Annotated in this window: 9 protein-coding genes; 7 read left to right on the top strand and 2 right to left on the bottom strand. The window is 56.2% G+C overall.

Annotated features, from left to right (window positions below; genetic code table 11):
- The first annotated feature begins 337 nt into the window (after positions 1-337).
- Positions 338-7,891 carry a fibronectin type III domain-containing protein gene (locus MJA45_RS20855; protein WP_315603826.1) on the top strand — a complete coding sequence of 2,518 codons (7,554 nt, stop codon included), beginning with the start codon at positions 338-340 and terminating at the stop codon, positions 7,889-7,891.
- Between the two features lie 184 nt (positions 7,892-8,075).
- Positions 8,076-9,296 carry a DHH family phosphoesterase gene (locus tag MJA45_RS20850; protein ID WP_315603825.1) on the top strand — a complete coding sequence of 407 codons (1,221 nt, stop codon included), beginning with the start codon at positions 8,076-8,078 and terminating at the stop codon, positions 9,294-9,296.
- A gap of 55 nt (positions 9,297-9,351) precedes the next feature.
- Here the strand turns inward: MJA45_RS20850 and MJA45_RS20845 are convergent, their stop codons facing one another.
- On the bottom strand, positions 9,352-10,824 hold the full coding sequence (locus MJA45_RS20845) for a DHA2 family efflux MFS transporter permease subunit (RefSeq protein ID WP_315603824.1): 1,473 nt from the start codon (positions 10,822-10,824) through the stop codon (positions 9,352-9,354).
- Between the two features lie 225 nt (positions 10,825-11,049).
- Between MJA45_RS20845 and MJA45_RS20840 the strand changes: the two genes are divergently transcribed.
- Both MJA45_RS20840 and trxB read left to right on the top strand, forming a co-directional pair.
- Complete coding sequence (locus MJA45_RS20840) at positions 11,050-11,697, top strand: TetR/AcrR family transcriptional regulator (protein WP_315603823.1); 648 nt, start codon at positions 11,050-11,052, stop codon at positions 11,695-11,697.
- A gap of 99 nt (positions 11,698-11,796) precedes the next feature.
- Entirely contained in the window at positions 11,797-12,747 is a 951-nt protein-coding gene (gene trxB / locus MJA45_RS20835) for a thioredoxin-disulfide reductase (RefSeq protein ID WP_315603822.1), read from the top strand.
- Here the strand turns inward: trxB and MJA45_RS20830 are convergent.
- Positions 12,744-13,328, bottom strand: a complete 585-nt coding sequence (locus MJA45_RS20830) for an HD domain-containing protein (protein ID WP_315603821.1) — start codon at positions 13,326-13,328, stop codon at positions 12,744-12,746. The two genes, trxB and MJA45_RS20830, sit on opposite strands and share 4 nt — an antisense overlap.
- Before the next feature lie 169 nt (positions 13,329-13,497).
- On the opposite strand from MJA45_RS20830, the gene MJA45_RS20825 reads away from it, so the two are divergent.
- The 3 genes from MJA45_RS20825 (at position 13,498) to MJA45_RS20815 (ending at position 15,970) form a co-directional block, all read left to right on the top strand.
- The gene (locus tag MJA45_RS20825) at positions 13,498-13,845 is read left to right on the top strand and encodes a helix-turn-helix domain-containing protein (RefSeq protein WP_315603820.1); all 348 of its coding nucleotides are present in this window, start codon (positions 13,498-13,500) and stop codon (positions 13,843-13,845) included.
- Positions 13,846-13,874: 29 nt separating this feature from the next.
- On the top strand, positions 13,875-14,489 hold the full coding sequence (locus tag MJA45_RS20820; RefSeq protein ID WP_315603819.1) for an ImmA/IrrE family metallo-endopeptidase: 615 nt from the start codon (positions 13,875-13,877) through the stop codon (positions 14,487-14,489).
- 89 nt (positions 14,490-14,578) lie between these two features.
- Positions 14,579-15,970: a PolC-type DNA polymerase III family protein gene (locus MJA45_RS20815; RefSeq protein ID WP_315603818.1), complete on the top strand. Its 1,392-nt coding sequence runs from the start codon at positions 14,579-14,581 to the stop codon at positions 15,968-15,970.
- Positions 15,971-16,007 lie beyond the last annotated feature (37 nt).

Here is a 16,007-nt window from a genome sequence, read left to right as displayed (position 1 = left end):
GCCAGCCCTACTTCCGTCCTTTGTCCATTCGATGCCTCGTATCTTTTAATCATCTAAAAACGACTGAGGATAGAAATGACTAAGAAGAAGATAATTCAATCTAATGGCGAACGAGCGCGGTCTATGTCAATCTGAGAGGGAAGCGAAAGGGCCCAGCAGATCAGACAGCGCACGTGAAAGCGCTTCATATTCGATAGACGCCAGTGGAAAGGAGGAAGGAGTTCAGGAACTGCGGATGACACAAGTTGCAAGCAGATGCAACGCCGGCACCTAATTAGGAGAGGAAGTGTCAAAATTGGTTTTGCCTCTTGTAAAAAAGTCGGGAATAACGATGCTCATGACCACCGTACTTTCCACGCAGCTTCTGTTTACGGCTGCTCCAGTGGCTTTCGCGGCCGCTGAGGCCAACGTAGCCTTGGGCCACGCGAAGGTAACCACCAACGGCATCGTGAACAACGCCGTATCGCTTGACCGGTTGATCGACGGCGACCGCCAGTCGAGCAGCTACGCCCTGATCAATGCCTCCACAGGACCTAAGTGGGTACAGTACGACTTAGGGGAATCGCATGCCATTACCCGCATTAATGTGCTGAATGATTATAACCCGCAGGCGACGAGAACCGGTCGAGATATCATTGTTCAGCTCTCCAACGATCCTGCCTTCTCCACTGGCGTAACGACTGTATTCAACAATGATTCCGACAATACGGCGGGACAGGGAGCGGGTTCTGATCCGACTTACCTGGAACCGGTCGACGGCAGCGGCCGAACGATCACCCTTAGCACACCGGTTGGCGCCCGTTATGTCCGCTCTTGGGCGAATGGCCACACCCGTACTTCCGACGGCTCGATTCAGACGGTGAACACCCCGGTCGAGCTGGAAGTCTACTCCGAAATTCCGACGGTCAATGCCTCACTGCCAAGCTCGGTCAGCCTATCGGCCGGCAGTCCTACCGTAAACAGCGCTGTCCTTACCTGGAACAGCCCGGGCAGCTCGATAGCCGGCTACGACATCCGGTATTCGACCACGCCGATCACCAGTGCCAACTGGGATAACGGAGCGGTCGTGAAACGGATCACAGGCGAGCCGCTCCCCGCTTCTTCGGGTTCGCAATCGTTTACGGTGAAGGGATTGCCGTCCGGGAAAACGGTATACTTTGCCATGAAAACGGTCGGATCGAACGGGGATGTCTCCAATCTCTCGAATGTTGCAACCGCTTCCATTTTTCCGGTGGCGAATGTGGCGCTCGGAAAATCGGTCACGACGAATGCGGGCAGTGTTACCAACCGGCCGATCTCCGAGCTGACGGACGGCGTCGTAACGCGCGATAGGTATGCCCTCTACAGCGTAGCGGACGGCCCGAAGTGGGCCCAGATCGATCTGGGCCAGGCTTATGACATCTCCCGGATCAATCTCCGCAACGATTGGGGCTCGGATAGCTCCGCATACCGGTATGCCAAGGATATCGTCGTGCAAGTATCGAACGACTCCACGTTCACAAGCGGCGTAACGACCGTGTTCAACAACGACAATGACAACAGCTCAGGACTCGGGGCTGGAACCGATGCGGAGTATATGGAGCTGGCAGACGGCAGCGGGAAGGATATCAACCTGACCGACACCGTGAATGCCCGTTATGTCCGATACTGGGCCAACGGTCATGTTAGGGTTAACGGTCAAACCAATACCGTGAACACGCCCGTCGAAGTGGAGGTCTATGCGGATCCGCAAGACTACTCGCCGCCGGCGGCGGTCACGAATCTTTCCAGCGTCTACACGAGTTGGAAAGCGGTTCAGCTGAGCTGGACGGCCCCTGGGGACAACGGGACAACCGGCACAGCCACTTCCTATGATATCCGCTACTCGACCTCGCCGATCACTTCTGCGAACTGGGCGAACGCGACAAGCGCCGTAGGCGAGCCGGCTCCTCAGTTGGCGGGAACAACCCAGACGTTTACGCTCGAAGGGCTTACGCCGAATACGACTTATTACATGGCGATGAAGACGAAGGATATCGTGAATGAATCGCCGCTGTCGAACGTCCTGACGGTCACGACGCCGATGTCCGATACCCAGGCGCCTGCGGCAATAGCCGATCTGCAGGTTACGCAGGCGATGTTCAAGTCGGCGAAGCTGACCTGGACGGCACCGGGCAACGACGGCAATACCGGCAATGCCGCATTTTATGACGTCCGTTACTCGACCTCCCCAATTACAGCGGCAAACTGGGCTTTGGCTGCGCAGGCGGTCGACGAGCTTCCTCAGCCTCCGGTCGGATCAACAGCCAATTTCAAGGTCAAAGAATTATCGCCGGGCACGACCTACTACTTTGCCGTCCGCACTTTAGACGAAGTAGGCAACTTGTCGGATTTGTCCAACGTGGTGAGCGCAACCATCGCTGCGCCGACGCCGGACTCCGTTACGGTCCATTCGATCGGCGCCCTCCAGACGGCCATTGACAGCGCACCTGCCAACGGACGTGTCATCACCTTGGCGGCCGGAACTTACACCCAATCGACCCCGATCAACATCACCGGCAAGAACAACATCACGATTCAGGGCGCGACGGCTAACTTTAATGACACGGTGGTCAAAGGGCAGGGCATCGACGTCAGCTCGATGGACATCAACTTCAAGGTTAACAATTCCGACTACGTCACGATCAAGAATATGACGATTCAGGACTCGTACTACCACGCCATCCAGGTCAATGAGGGCTCCAACTATTTCCACGCCGACCATGTGAAAACGTGGGATAACGGGGAAGGCGGCTTCAAGACGACTTTCAACCTGAACTCCGGCAACGGTTACAACGACTTCGGACTCATTGAGAATTCCCTGATCGGCTATACCGTAAGCGGTAAACGGGGCGTCGTGGAAGGGATCGACCTCATTGCCTCCCGTGGCTGGGTCATCCGCGGCAACACCGTGGAGAACGCCAAGAGGGCCGACGGCGGCACCGCTTATGGGATTTTTGCCAAGGCAAACTCGATCGACACGATTATGGAGAACAACGTTATTAAAAACAGCTTTATCGCCTTGTCGTTCGGCGGCGGCGGTTCGGGCGCTGCCTTCTTCCGCAACCAGGACCAAACCTACGAACACCGCGGCGGCATCATGCGCAACAATGTCATCTACGGCATGCAGGATGCCGGCATTTATTTGAACAAAGCAAACGGCTACAAAATCTACAACAACACGATTCTGAATATCGGCTCCGGCGTAGGCGCGATCGAACCGCGTTATTCGCAGACAAGCGGAGAGGTCCGCAACAACCTGCTAAGCGGGAGTGTGAAGCTGCGTGATGGCGGAACCGCTACCCAAAGCAACAACATTACGAATGCCGCCCCGACTTGGCTGGTGGATCCGGCAAACGGCGATTACCACTTGCATCCGTTCTACGGCGCTGCAGCCCGTGACGCGGGCATTACCCTTCCGGAAGTGCCGACCGACCGGGACGGCGAGGCGAGGACTTACGGCGGTGCGCCGGATGTCGGAGCCGACGAGTTTGTCCCGAACGAAACGATTGCGCCTGCGGCCGTATCCAATTTGGCGGCAAGCAGCGTGACCTCCCGCTCCTTACAGCTTACCTGGAATGCCCCGGGCGATGACGGCAGCACGGGGACGGCTTACGCTTACGACATTCGTTATTCCAACGCTGCGATGACCGAAGCGAACTGGGCCAGTGCGCAGAAGATCGAGACGTCGGTCCTTCCGCAAGCGGCCGGTACGCAGCAATCGATTAAGGTATACGGCCCGACGGCCGGTGCCACGGTGTATGCGGCCATGAAGACGATCGACGATCAAGGCAACGTGTCGGCGCTGTCGAACGTTCCTTCGATTACGATGCTGGCTTCTTCGGCCGGGGAGTATACACCGGCGGATGACGTTAATGTTGTGAATAACGGCTCTTTTTATGGTTCTTCCACAGGGCTGACCGTTCAAAACAACGGAAACAGCATCTATTACGGCTATATCAAGGCTAACTTCTCGGCTTACTCCGGTTCGTCGGCGGAGCGTGCGGTCCTCATGCTGTACGCGCCGAACAAACCGAACAAATCCTGGTCGCTAACGGTAACCGGTCTCCAGGATGATGCCTGGACGGAATCCACCATGACCACTACCACTTTCCCGAGCGAAACGGGCAGCGTGACGGTAGGTGCGATTCCGGTCAGCGCGGCCGGCTGGTATGCTTTTGACGTGACGGATTTCGTAAACAGCCAGATGAGTGACAAAACCGTGTCGTTTAAGCTGCACGACCCGCAAGCCGTTGGGGGAACGGTGACGTTCCATACCTCCGAGAATGCGTATAACCGCCCTATTCTGCTCGTGGACGGAACGGACGTGCTGGCTCCCGACGCCATTACGAATTTGACGGCGGGAACCCGGACGCTCAGCACGGTTGACCTGAACTGGACGGCACCGGGCGACGACGGCAACGACCGGACGGCAAGCGAGTACGACCTTCGTTATTCCACGTCGCCGATCACCAATGCGAACTGGGCCTCCGCCACGCCTGTCGTAGGAGAACCCGCACCACAAGCGGCCGGAACCAAGCAGCAATTTACGGTGCTTGGCCTGACGGCAGGGACGACGTACTATTTTGCCATGAAAACCCGTGACAATGCCAACAACGAATCGGCGCTGTCCAACGTGCTGCAGGTCGTGATGGAAACGTCCATCAACGTGGCTCCGGGCAAAGCGGTGACGTCGAACGGCACGGTTTCGAACGGAGTTCCGCTTTCCATCCTGACCGATAGGGCGACGGACTCCTATGCCTTAATCAGCATCGCCGACGGACCGAAGTGGGTTCAAGTCGATCTGACGCAGGCTTATCCGATCAGCAAAATCAACATCCGCAACGACTGGGGAGCAAGCTCGGGCACCGCGCGGACCGGCCGCGACATCATCGTGCAGCTGTCGAACAGCCCGACTTTCTCCAGCGGCGTAACGACGGTGTTTAACAACGACGACGACAATACGGCAGGTCAAGGTGCGGGTACGGATGCCCCTTACCTGGAGCCCGTGGACGGATCCGGTAAAGATATCGTGCTCTCGACCCCGATCAGCGCCCGTTATGTTCGCTACTGGGCTAACGGCCATATCCGGGTCAACCAGGACGTTCACCTCGTGAATACGCCGATCGAGATCGAGGTATATGCGAATCCGGGGGACAGCACCGCTCCAGCGGCTGTAAGCAACCTGGCTGCCGGATTGACGACTTGGAAGTCGACCAGCTTGTCCTGGAGCGCTCCGGGTGACGACGGAACAACGGGGACCGCACAATCCTACGATATTCGTTACCATACGGCACCGATTACGGAAAATAATTGGAATGACGCCGTCCAGCTGACGAACGAACCGCAGCCGCAAGCCGCCAATACGACACAGTCGGTTGACATAAGCGGATTGACGCCGGGAACAACGTATTATTTTGCCCTGCGTTCTTTCGACGAAGCGGTTAACGCATCCGCGCTTTCCAACATAGTCTCGGTGACGACGCCGGCTTCGGATCCTACGCCTCCGGCGGCCATTGCGAATCTGCAGGCCGTAAGCCCGAACCTCCGCAGTGTGCAGCTGACCTGGACGGCGCCGGGCAACGACGGCACTACCGGCAAAGCGGCCGGTTACGACGTTCGTTATTCGACCTCTCCGATTACGGAAGCGAACTGGGCCTCCGCCGCACAAGCGCAAGATGAACTGGCCCAGCGCGATCCGGGACTTGCGATGAAGTTCCAGGTGAACCAGCTGGCGACGGGGCAGATCTACTATTTTGCCGTCAAAACCTATGACGATGCGGGCAACTATTCCGCCCTGTCGAACGTGGTGAACGCCGCTACTTTCACGCCGGTTCCGGACAGTGTCACGGTCAGCTCTCTGGCGCAGCTGCAGCAGGCCATCGACGGGGCTCCGGCAAACGGCCGGACGATTACGCTCGCGGCCGGCACTTACAGCCAGGCGTCTACGATTACCATCAACGGCAAAAACAACATCACGATTCAGGGCGCGACCTCGAATTACAACGATACGGTCATTGCCGGACCGGGCATCAACAGCACAACGCTCGATATCAACTTCAAAGTAAATGACTCGGATTACGTTACCTTCCGGAATCTGACGATCCGCGATTCGTACTACCACTCGATTCAAGTCAACAGCGGGTCGGATTATTTCCATGCCGATCATGTAAAAACTTGGGATAACGGCGAAGGCGGGTTCAAGTCGACATCCGGCGGCGATGTGGAGCTTCCTTATGCCGATTACGGCATTATCGAGAACTCGTTGATCGGTTACACCACTGCAGGTATGAGGGGAAGCGTGGAAGGCATCGATCTGATCGCCTCCAAAGGCTGGATCATCCGCGGCAACACGATTGAGAATACGAAAAAAGCGGATGGCAGCCCGGCCTACGGCTTCTTCGCCAAAGGCAACTCGATGGATACGGTGGTCGAGAACAACGTATTCAAGAACAGCTCCATCGCCATGTCGTTCGGCGGCGGCGGCACGGCGGTTCAATATTTCCGCAACGGAGATACGGCCTATGAGCACCGCGGCGGCATTATGCGCAACAACGTGGTCATGGGCACGCAGGATACGGCCGTGTACATGAACAAGGCGAACGGATTCAAAGTTTATAACAACACGATGCTCGACATTGCGCCAAGCGCCAGCGTCGGCGGAATCGAATCCCGTTTTGCGGGCAGCAGCGGCGAGATCCGCAACAATCTGATGGATAAGGCGGTTAAGCTTCGCGACGGCGGAACGGCCGCCTCCAGCAACAACATTACGAACGCCACCACAGGCTGGCTCGTGAATGCTGCCGCAGGCGACTACCATCTTAATCCGTCAACCGCTCAAGCGGCGATCGATACCGGTTATGCGCTGCCGATCGACGTTCCGGCGGATAGGGATGGACAGCTTCGTCCTACGGGTACAGCTTACGACATCGGAGCGGACGAATTAAGCAGCGCGCCTCAAGCTCCGACCGGCGTAACGGCCAGCCTGAGCAATGGAGTGGCACAGCTTAGCTGGACCGCATCGTCGGGCGCAACGAGCTATCAAGTGAAACGTGCGACCACAAGCGGCGGGCCGTACTCGGTTTTGGCGTCGAACGTGACGACCACCACGTATACGGATAATACCCTTGCTGCCGGGACGACCTACTATTATGTCGTCACGGCTTCGAACAATGACGGTTCCAGCCCGAATTCGGCTGAAGCTTCCGTAACGGCTCCGCTTCCGGCTCCGACAGGCCTTGCGGCTGCCGCCGGCAATGCATCGGTCAGCCTAAGCTGGACGGGGGTCACCGGAGCGGCCAGCTACAACGTGAAACGCAGTACGACTAACGGAGGACCTTATACGACGGTCGCTACCGTCACGTCGGCGGCTTACGCCGACTCCGGCTTAGCGAACGGAACTCCGTACTATTACGTCGTCAGTGCGCTCGCGGGCAGCAAGGAAAGTGCAGACTCCGCCTCTGCGTCCGCAACGCCCACCAGCGGCGCAGCCCTGAGCCGCACCGGCTGGACGGCGACGGCGTCGAATACGACCGGAACCGCCAATGCACTGGACGGCGTCCTGTCGACGCGCTGGACAACAAGCCGTACCCAAATAGCGGGACTGTACTATCAACTGAATATGGGCTCGGCAAAGACATTCAACAAGATTACGCTGGACGCCAACAGCACAAACGACTATCCGAGAGGCTACGAAGTGTACGTTTCCTCGAACGGCACGACGTGGGGAACGGCTGTAGCGACAGGCACCGGCACCAGCTCGATCACGACCATCACCTTCCCGGTCCAGACCGCCCAGTATATTAAGGTGGTGCTTACGGCGACGGCTTCGCCTTGGTGGAGTATCCACGAATTCAACGTATATGAGCCGTAATAAGGAAGGTAAGCAAGTAAGAGCATAAGAAAAGGAAGCGTTACATGCCGGTGCGGCCGGCGGTAACGCTTCCTTTTTCTAGTTAGTTGAGCAAAGGCGTTTAATGTTATAGACCGGGAATAAGTTTCCATCATCCATGGGAAAGTAGTAAAGTTGAACGACTGTACCGAAGGGGGCGGATGGGTTGAAATATCACTTGTATTCCCATAACGATTTGGATGGGGTGGGCTGCGGAATCGTCGCCAAATGCGCGTTTGGAACGGGGGTGGAGATCCGTTATTTGTCCGTTTCCGGCTTGAACGCCCAGGTGGAGCGTTATCTGGAGCGGGCCGGAAATAAAGGCTTCAAGGACGCGTTTCTGTTTATTACCGACTTGTCCGTTCATGAGCAGAATGAGAAAGCGATTGAGGAGCTCGTAAGAGGGGGAGGACGCGTGAGGCTGATCGACCATCACAAATCCGCGCTTTCCCTTAACCGCTACGAATGGGCCTCCGTGAAGGTGGAAGAAGAGGACGGGAGGCTAGCCTCCGCCACCTCTTTGTTCTACGACTATCTGGTGCGAAACGGGCTCCTCGCTCCGACCCAGGCGCTGGATGAATTCGTCGAACTGGTAAGGCTTTACGACACCTGGGAGTGGGACCGGCTGGGCAAGCTGGAGGCGAAGCGGCTGAACGACCTGTTCTACATGATCTCGATTGACGAGTTCGAAGAGAAAATGGTGGAACGTCTCGGTTCCGGCAGCGGGTTTACGTTTGACGAGTTTGAGGAAAAGATTCTGGACATGGAAGATGAAAAGATTGAACGCTATGTACGCCGGAAGAGGAGGGAAACCGTTCAGCTGTTCCTGAATGGGGAGTATGCCGGGGTTGTCCACGCGGAGAATTATCATTCGGAGCTCGGCAATGAGCTTGGCAAAGAATACCCTCATCTCGACTATATCGCCATTCTCAACATGGGCGGACGCCGCATGAGCCTGCGCACCATTCATGACGACGTGGATGTGTCCGAGGTGGCGGGACGTTACGGGGGCGGAGGTCATGCCAAAGCGGCCGGCTGTTCCATGACGGAAGATGCGTACCGGCAGTTCGTTGCCGGCACATTTCCGCTGGAGCCGATCCGGCCGGATGCGTTCCGGAATATCTATAACCTGAAGGAGTCCCCGTCCGGATGCGTGTATGAGAGCAGGGAGGGCGAGCTGCTGTATTTGTTCCCCTTGGAGAAGGAATGGAGGGTGGAGATCAACGGCGCCGTAAGGGAAGAGGCTTTTGGAACCTTTGCCCAGGCGGAGCGGTACGTGAAGCGCCATCACGGAGCGTGGCTGGCGAAGGATGACGCTTTCGTTAAGCATCTGATGGAGTTCCGCCGGGAAGCGGCGGCCCCCAGCCCCGTCGAGAGAGTCCTATAAAAAACGACGCAGCCTTCGGTTAAAGAACCGGGGCTGCGTCGTTTTTAGTTTCTCTTTAGTGGCCCATCATCATGGCCGGATCCGGCATTTCGGCGGGTGGGGCTTCGGCTTTCTTAGGCCGGCGCAGAACCAATCCGACGACGGCGCCGATGACGGCGATCCCCGCTACGAAGAGGAACGTGTCCCCGAAGGATTGGCTGAAGGCCTGGAGGGGATTCGCGTTGCCCGCTTCCGTGTAGTGGGTCATCCGGCTCGTCAGGATGGTCGACAGACCGGCGACGGCGAAGGAGGTCATCACCTGCTGGGCAGCGCCGGTCAGTGAGGTTACCCGGTTGACGAGATGCAGAGGAGCCGACTGGATGATGTGGGTATTGAGCGGCATCATCGAGAAGCCCATGCCCGCGCCGATCATCGCCAGCGGGATCATGATGGCGACGGTGCTGGAATCGGCGTTGATCCCGGAAAGCAGGAAGGCGGCGACGGTGACGAGTCCCATGCCGGTCATGACGAGCGGGCGCGCCCCGACCTTATCGAACAGGCGTCCGCCAAGCGGCATGAAGATCCCGGAAGCCAGCGCCTGCGGCAGCATGATCAGTCCCGAGTCAAAGGCGGAGTAGCCCTTCGCCTGCTGGAGGAACATCGGCACTAGGAAGAACGAGCCGAAGAGCGCAATCTGGGAAATCCACTGCACAACGATGCCGCGGGTGAAGTCCGGGGAGCGGAAGACGCGCAGCTCAAGCAGCGGCTGTTCGCGGCGGAGCTCCACGATTATGAAAAGGATCAGGGCGATTCCGCCTACCGCAAGACCGGTCAAGGTCTTCGTGGACGTCCAGCTGACGCCCCCTTCGCTTACCCCGTACGCGAGTGAGGCAAAAGCGATCGGCGCGAGCACCATGCCAAGGGTATCCAGCCCGGGTACGCGCGAGCGGTCCAGCTTCGGCAGGGTGCGCAGGCCGAGAAGAACGCCGATTACGCCGATCGGCAGATTGATCAGGAAGATCCACTTCCAGCTGGCATAATCGACGAGCCAGCCGGCTACGATAGGCCCGAGCGCCGGGGCGAGCAGCATGGGGATGCCGATCATGCCCATGATCGTGCCTACCTTGCCCGGAGGGCTAAGCCGATAGGTGAAAGCCATGGCGATCGGAGCAACCATTCCGCCGCCGAGTCCTTGAAGGACGCGGAAGGCGATAAGCTGCTCGGCCGTTCCGGCCAAAGCGCAGAGGCCCGAGCCGATGGTGAACATAATGATCGAGAACAGGAAAACCTGTTTGGCGCCGAAACGCTCGGACAGCCAGCCGGCGAGCGGGATGACGGCGGCTTGGGCAAGGGCATACCCGGTAACACTCCAGCTTAAGGTGGACAGCGGACTGTTCAAGTCCTTGACCAAGCCGGGCAGGGCGACGTTCATGGCGGTTCCGTCCAGGATAACCATGAACATGCCGACGATAATAGATACGAGCGGAGCGATGATCGTTTTGACGGAAAAAGCCTCTTCCGGAACGGCTCCTTGGGGTGATGCTGACATACGGTTCTTCCTCCTCCTAAGGGCGTCGGCTCTGCCGGGACCGCTGTCGTTGACGCGCAAGGACGCTAGCGGATAGAATAAAGACAAACCTGCGGCCGGCAGGCCGAATCGTCTCTCTTAAGGACAATTGTCCTTTTGCTCTAAGGTAAGGGACAATTGTCCCTTTGTCAATAACCGAACTTGTAAATTTTCGTAAAATCTTTTGCGCAAAGCGGGGAATCAGCCATGCACGACAACGGCAAACGCAAAAATACGAGAGAAATCTCCGAAAACATTATCGAGAACGCCAAATGTCTTTTTCGGGAGCATGGGGTGGATCAGGTCAGCATGCATCAAATCGCCCAGTCGGCCGGGATCGGTCAAGCCTCTCTCTACCGGAGATACGCGAACAAGGGCGACCTGTGCTTCGAGCTCATCAAAGAGAATTTCTCCTGCTTCACTGTCGACATCAGGGCGTATTTGGCGGAATCCCAGGAGAAGCCGATTCGTGACCGGCTGGAGAATGTTATCCGCTGCGCCATTCCTTTTCTGGAGAAGCAGGGGCCTTTTATAGAAGAGATCAAGAAGTCCCATGTTGAGACGGGCCGCAAATCGTTCTACCAGTCGCCGGCCTATATGTTTCTGCACGAAACGATCCGGGGTTTGCTGGTGAAAGGAATCGAAAGCGGCGAGCTTGCTCCGCTGGATCCTGTGCTTGCGGCCCATATGGTGCTCGGGGTGCTGGCGCCGGAGCTGTATTTGCATCTGCGGGACAGCGGGCATTCGCCGGAGGATATTTTCCGCGAGGGGCCGGTCCGGTTCATTCATTCGCTTCCGGGTCCGGTTTCAAAAGAGGGATCGAAAGGGAAAGAAGCGGAGAAGGCTGACGACTAGGCACGGGTTCTTCATCAAACCTTCATGAAAGCGGTAGGGGGAGGGAGTATACTTTCCTTATCAACGAGAAATCGGTAAGCATTCAAGGAGGAATGAAGGATGTACAAATCCATTATTATCGGAACCGGCCCTGCCGGTCTTACCGCCGCCATTTACATGGCCCGGGCCAACCTGTCGCCACTTGTCATCGAGGGACCGGAGCCGGGCGGACAGCTGACCACGACGACAGAAGTCGAGAACTTCCCCGGCTTCCCGCAGGGCATCCTGGGACCGGAGCTTATGGATAACATGCGCAAGCAGGCCGAGCGGTTCGGTGCGGAATTCAAGACGGGCTGGGTAAACCGCGTAGACCTGTCGAAGCGGCCGTTCCGCCTAACGGTGGAAGGGATAGGCGAGCTGGAGGCGGAGACGCTCATTATCTCCACCGGGGCGTCCGCTAAGTATTTGGGCATCCCCGGCGAGCGGGAGAACGTGGGCCGTGGAGTAAGCACTTGCGCCACATGCGACGGCTTCTTCTTCCGAGGCAAAAAAATCATCGTCATCGGCGGTGGAGACTCGGCGATGGAGGAAGCGAACTTCCTGACGCGCTTCGCTTCCGAGGTAGTGCTCGTGAACCGGCGCACCGAGCTTCGCGCCTCGAAGATCATGCAGGACCGCGCCAGGGCCAACGGGAAAATTTCGTGGAGCCTGAACCGGACTCCGCTTGAGGTGCTGGCCGGCGAACGGGGCGTGACCGGACTCAAGGTCCGCAACAACGAAACCGGCGCCGAGGAGGTTATGGAGACCGACGGTGTGTTCGTAGCGATCGGCCACACCCCTAACACGAAGTTCCTCGAAGGCCAGCTGGCGGCGGATGAGCACGGCTATCTGCTAGTCACTCCCGGAACGACGGAGACGGCCATACCGGGCGTGTTCGCCTGCGGAGACGTGCAGGACAACCGCTACCGCCAGGCCATCAGCGCCGCCGGAACCGGCTGCATGGCCGCGATCGACGCCGAACGGTTCCTCGAAAAGAACCAACTCCCAGCCGAGGAGGCCGCGGTGAACTAACGGCTGCGGGAATCCTCCTGCCGCTGCAGCCGTTCCCGCGTTTCCTCATCCACCGCTTCGCGCAGCCGGGCCAGAACGGGATGAGCGGATGCGTACTCCCGGCCGTACGCGAGATTAAAGCGGTAATCGAAATCCCCCGGATTGCGGCCCTGGTTATGGGTGACGATGGTTTCCATCTTGTCCAGCGCCTTTACCCACCTGGCTTCGGCCGTTACCCCTTCGTTATATTCCCGCCACAGAGAGTACAGCTCCCGGCGGACTCCATCCGGAAGAGGCGAGAGAAGCTGCGCCATGGCGCGCTCCTCCGCCTCTTCTTTGGCGTCCGGGTCCGGATTGGCTTTGGCGGAGATGTCCCCTTCGTAGGCTTCTCCCAAGTCGTGCACGAGACACATTTTCAGGATCTTGGCACCGTCAAGCTCCGGTGCCTGCTCTTGAAGCACCATGGCGAGCAGAGCAAGCCTCCAGGAATGCTCGGCCGTGCTTTCCCTTCTTCCGCCCGGGGTCCAGGCGGTGCGTTCGGTATCCTTCAGACGTCCCGCTTCCCGCAGGAAGGCAAGGACGGCGGCTGTATCGTCGTTCATCGGCAAATCCTCCGTTTCGAATGGCTTCTAAGTTCCTCTTCATCATACCCCTGAATCCGTGATCTTGGCTTCTTGAAAATACAAGATAACGGTCTGAACTATTTATAAATTTTGTTGACAAATCACTCAACATATATAGAATAAGAGTTACTGGAAGGCGGTGGCATCTTTGAGCGAATTTGGCGAGCTTCTGCGCAATCTGCGAAAGCAGCGTAAGGTTACGCAGCGCCAGCTGGCAGATCGGGTGGGCATTGATTTTACCTATATCAGCAAGATTGAAAGTGGAACGATGGATCCTCCTGCGGAAGATAAAATCATAAGAATCGCGGAAGAACTTCAAGTGGACCCGGAAGGGCTTATTTTGGCTGCGAATAAAGTACCCAAAAGTTTTCAAAGATTGATTACGGAAAACAAAGAAATTCCGGTCTTTCTTAGAAAAGCATCCGAGCTTTCTCCTGCACAGTGGAAGAAGATTAAGGAAATTATTGGCGAAGAAGGCGAGGGCGACCCGCTATGATAGCTACCCGGTTTATTACGCGTGAACGTATGGACAAGCTCACCGAAAAAATATTACTCGATTATGGCTATAATCCCGGAGGGAAAATCATTCAGCCTGTCCCCATAGAAGAGCTTGTGGAATTTCATTTCGAGTTGCAGATCTGCTGGGAGAGAATTGATCACTTGGATGCGGAAGGTCTCGTTATGGCAGCGCTTTTCCCGAATGAAAGGCAAATCGTGTTGAATGAAACCCACCGCGATTTATTCGACAGAAAGCTTGGTACGTACCATTTCACACTGGCTCATGAGCTCGGACATTGGGTGCTGCATACCGGCGAATCTCCTTACATCCTTCGCCTTCAGGATCTGGAACAGAAAAGTCGGACGAAACCGGTGGAAGAGGTGCAGGCGGATTTGTTTGCGGGTTGTCTTTTGCTCCCGCATCCGATGGTGGATCTTGCTGTCGGTCAGCTCAAAAAAATGGGACGCATTCATCTTTCCAAGCTTTATAAGTTGGCGGATTGTTTTCGGGTATCCATCTCGGCTTTATCGGTCCGCCTGACCCAGCTTCAGCTTCTGCATATCGATCCAGATGGCGAAGTAAGAGATCCCAGCTCGGCAGGAAATAAGCCCAAGTACGAGCAGATGATGCTGGACTTGTAATTTTTTTTACCTTGCATGTTGAGTTGAGTGTCAACGCAACTATAAGCCGATTTGGTTTATGGATATAAAAAAACCGGAGGTAGATGAAAATGACAAACCCATTGGAAAGCGAAAATCACCCTATTCGTTCGCTTTGTAACGCCGCCATTCGAACTCTTTACGGGGATACCGCTCCGGAATTGGCCGTTTCACGAGTAGAGGAGGAGCTCGGACACATCTTAAGAAAGGGGTTCGCTGAGCCTTATTTGGCTGCCGCCAGGATTGCCGATCGGGCGAAGTCTGCAGGATATTTGACGGCCCCCCGAGGTTCGGTCGGCTCGAGCTTCGTGGCCTATTTGCTCGGAATAACCGACTCCAATCCGCTGCCACCTCATTATCTTTGCCGGAAATGCAGACATTTCGAATGGGCTGCAAATGGTACAGGCAGCGGCTTCGATTTGCCGAACAAGCAATGCGCGGAGTGCGGGAGCGAATGGGTGGGGGACGGGCACAGGATCCCGTATGAAATGTTTCTTGGAATCGATGGCAACACTCCACCGAATATCGATATCTATGTTCCCAAAGAATTTGAGGAAGAGGAACAAAAAGAATTAAGGCTTTATACTGATAATCTTGGATCGGACAGCAGCCAGCCTTTGGTCGATCTCTTTGCTCATGAAGAGCTTTCCATTATGAAACGGCTGCATGCTCTTACGGGCGTTCATCCACGGGATATCCCCATGAACGATCCCGAAGTATTGAGCTTATTTCGGTCAACCGGGGCGCTTGGCGTAACTTCGGGTCAAATCAAGTCCGGTGTTGCTACCTATGGTGTACCGGAAATGGGTATTCAGTGGGTGCGGGAAATGCTTGGAATTATGCAGCCTTCGACCTTTACTGAATTGGTTCAGATCAGCGGGCTTTCGCATGGAAACGGAACATGGGAAGGTAACGCCAAAGAACGGATGCAGGCGGGAAGAAGTTCGCTTACGGAATCGATTGGAAGCAGAGATCAGCTGATGCTGGACCTCATGGAGTACGGGATAGAGCAGGACAAAGCTTACGCGATTGCGAACGACGTGCGTAAAGGGAAAGGGATTTCGGATTCGTTCCGCGAAGTCATGTTGAAATCCAAGGTTCCGGATTGGTACATGGAATCTTGCCAGAAAATCCAGTACCTTTTCCCCAAATCCTTTGCCGTCTCCTATGTCATCATGGCCGTGCGAAGTGCATTCTATAAGTTGTATTATCCTTTAGAGTTCTACGCATCCTATTTTTCCGTTCGAGGCCGCGATCTGGATATGGAGCTATGCACTCAGGGAAGGGAGGCCATACTAAAGAGCTTAGAAGAAAAGAAAGAAGATGCGATGGATCGTTTTCCGCTGGAGCTGGCTCTTGAAATGACGGCAAGGGGTTTACGGCTCAAGAAGAATATTCGAGGCTCCGATTCCGAGTATGTGATCGAGAGTGATAGAGGTATTTTAGAGATTCCGCTAAAATAAGAGGAGTATAAATCATACCGATGATTAAGGGAGAGAT

The organism is Paenibacillus aurantius, from assembly GCF_032268605.1.
In the GTDB taxonomy this organism is placed as follows: Bacteria; Bacillota; Bacilli; order Paenibacillales; family NBRC-103111; genus Paenibacillus_AO; species Paenibacillus_AO aurantius.
The sequence above is the reverse complement of the archived record's forward strand: the minus strand, read 5'-3'. Positions and strand labels throughout refer to the sequence as shown.

Bases quoted from the DNA above. Each gene is read 5' to 3' on its own strand.
- MJA45_RS20840 (WP_315603823.1), top strand. From the start codon at position 11,050: ATGCACGACAACGGCAAACGCAAAAATACGAGAGAAATCTCCGAAAAC.
- trxB (WP_315603822.1), top strand. From the start codon at position 11,797: ATGTACAAATCCATTATTATCGGAACCGGCCCTGCCGGTCTTACCGCC.
- MJA45_RS20830 (WP_315603821.1), bottom strand. From the start codon at position 13,328: ATGAACGACGATACAGCCGCCGTCCTTGCCTTCCTGCGGGAAGCGGGA.
- MJA45_RS20820 (WP_315603819.1), top strand. From the start codon at position 13,875: ATGGACAAGCTCACCGAAAAAATATTACTCGATTATGGCTATAATCCC.
- MJA45_RS20815 (WP_315603818.1), top strand. From the start codon at position 14,579: ATGACAAACCCATTGGAAAGCGAAAATCACCCTATTCGTTCGCTTTGT.
- MJA45_RS20845 (WP_315603824.1), bottom strand. From the start codon at position 10,824: ATGTCAGCATCACCCCAAGGAGCCGTTCCGGAAGAGGCTTTTTCCGTC.
- MJA45_RS20855 (WP_315603826.1), top strand. From the start codon at position 338: ATGACCACCGTACTTTCCACGCAGCTTCTGTTTACGGCTGCTCCAGTG.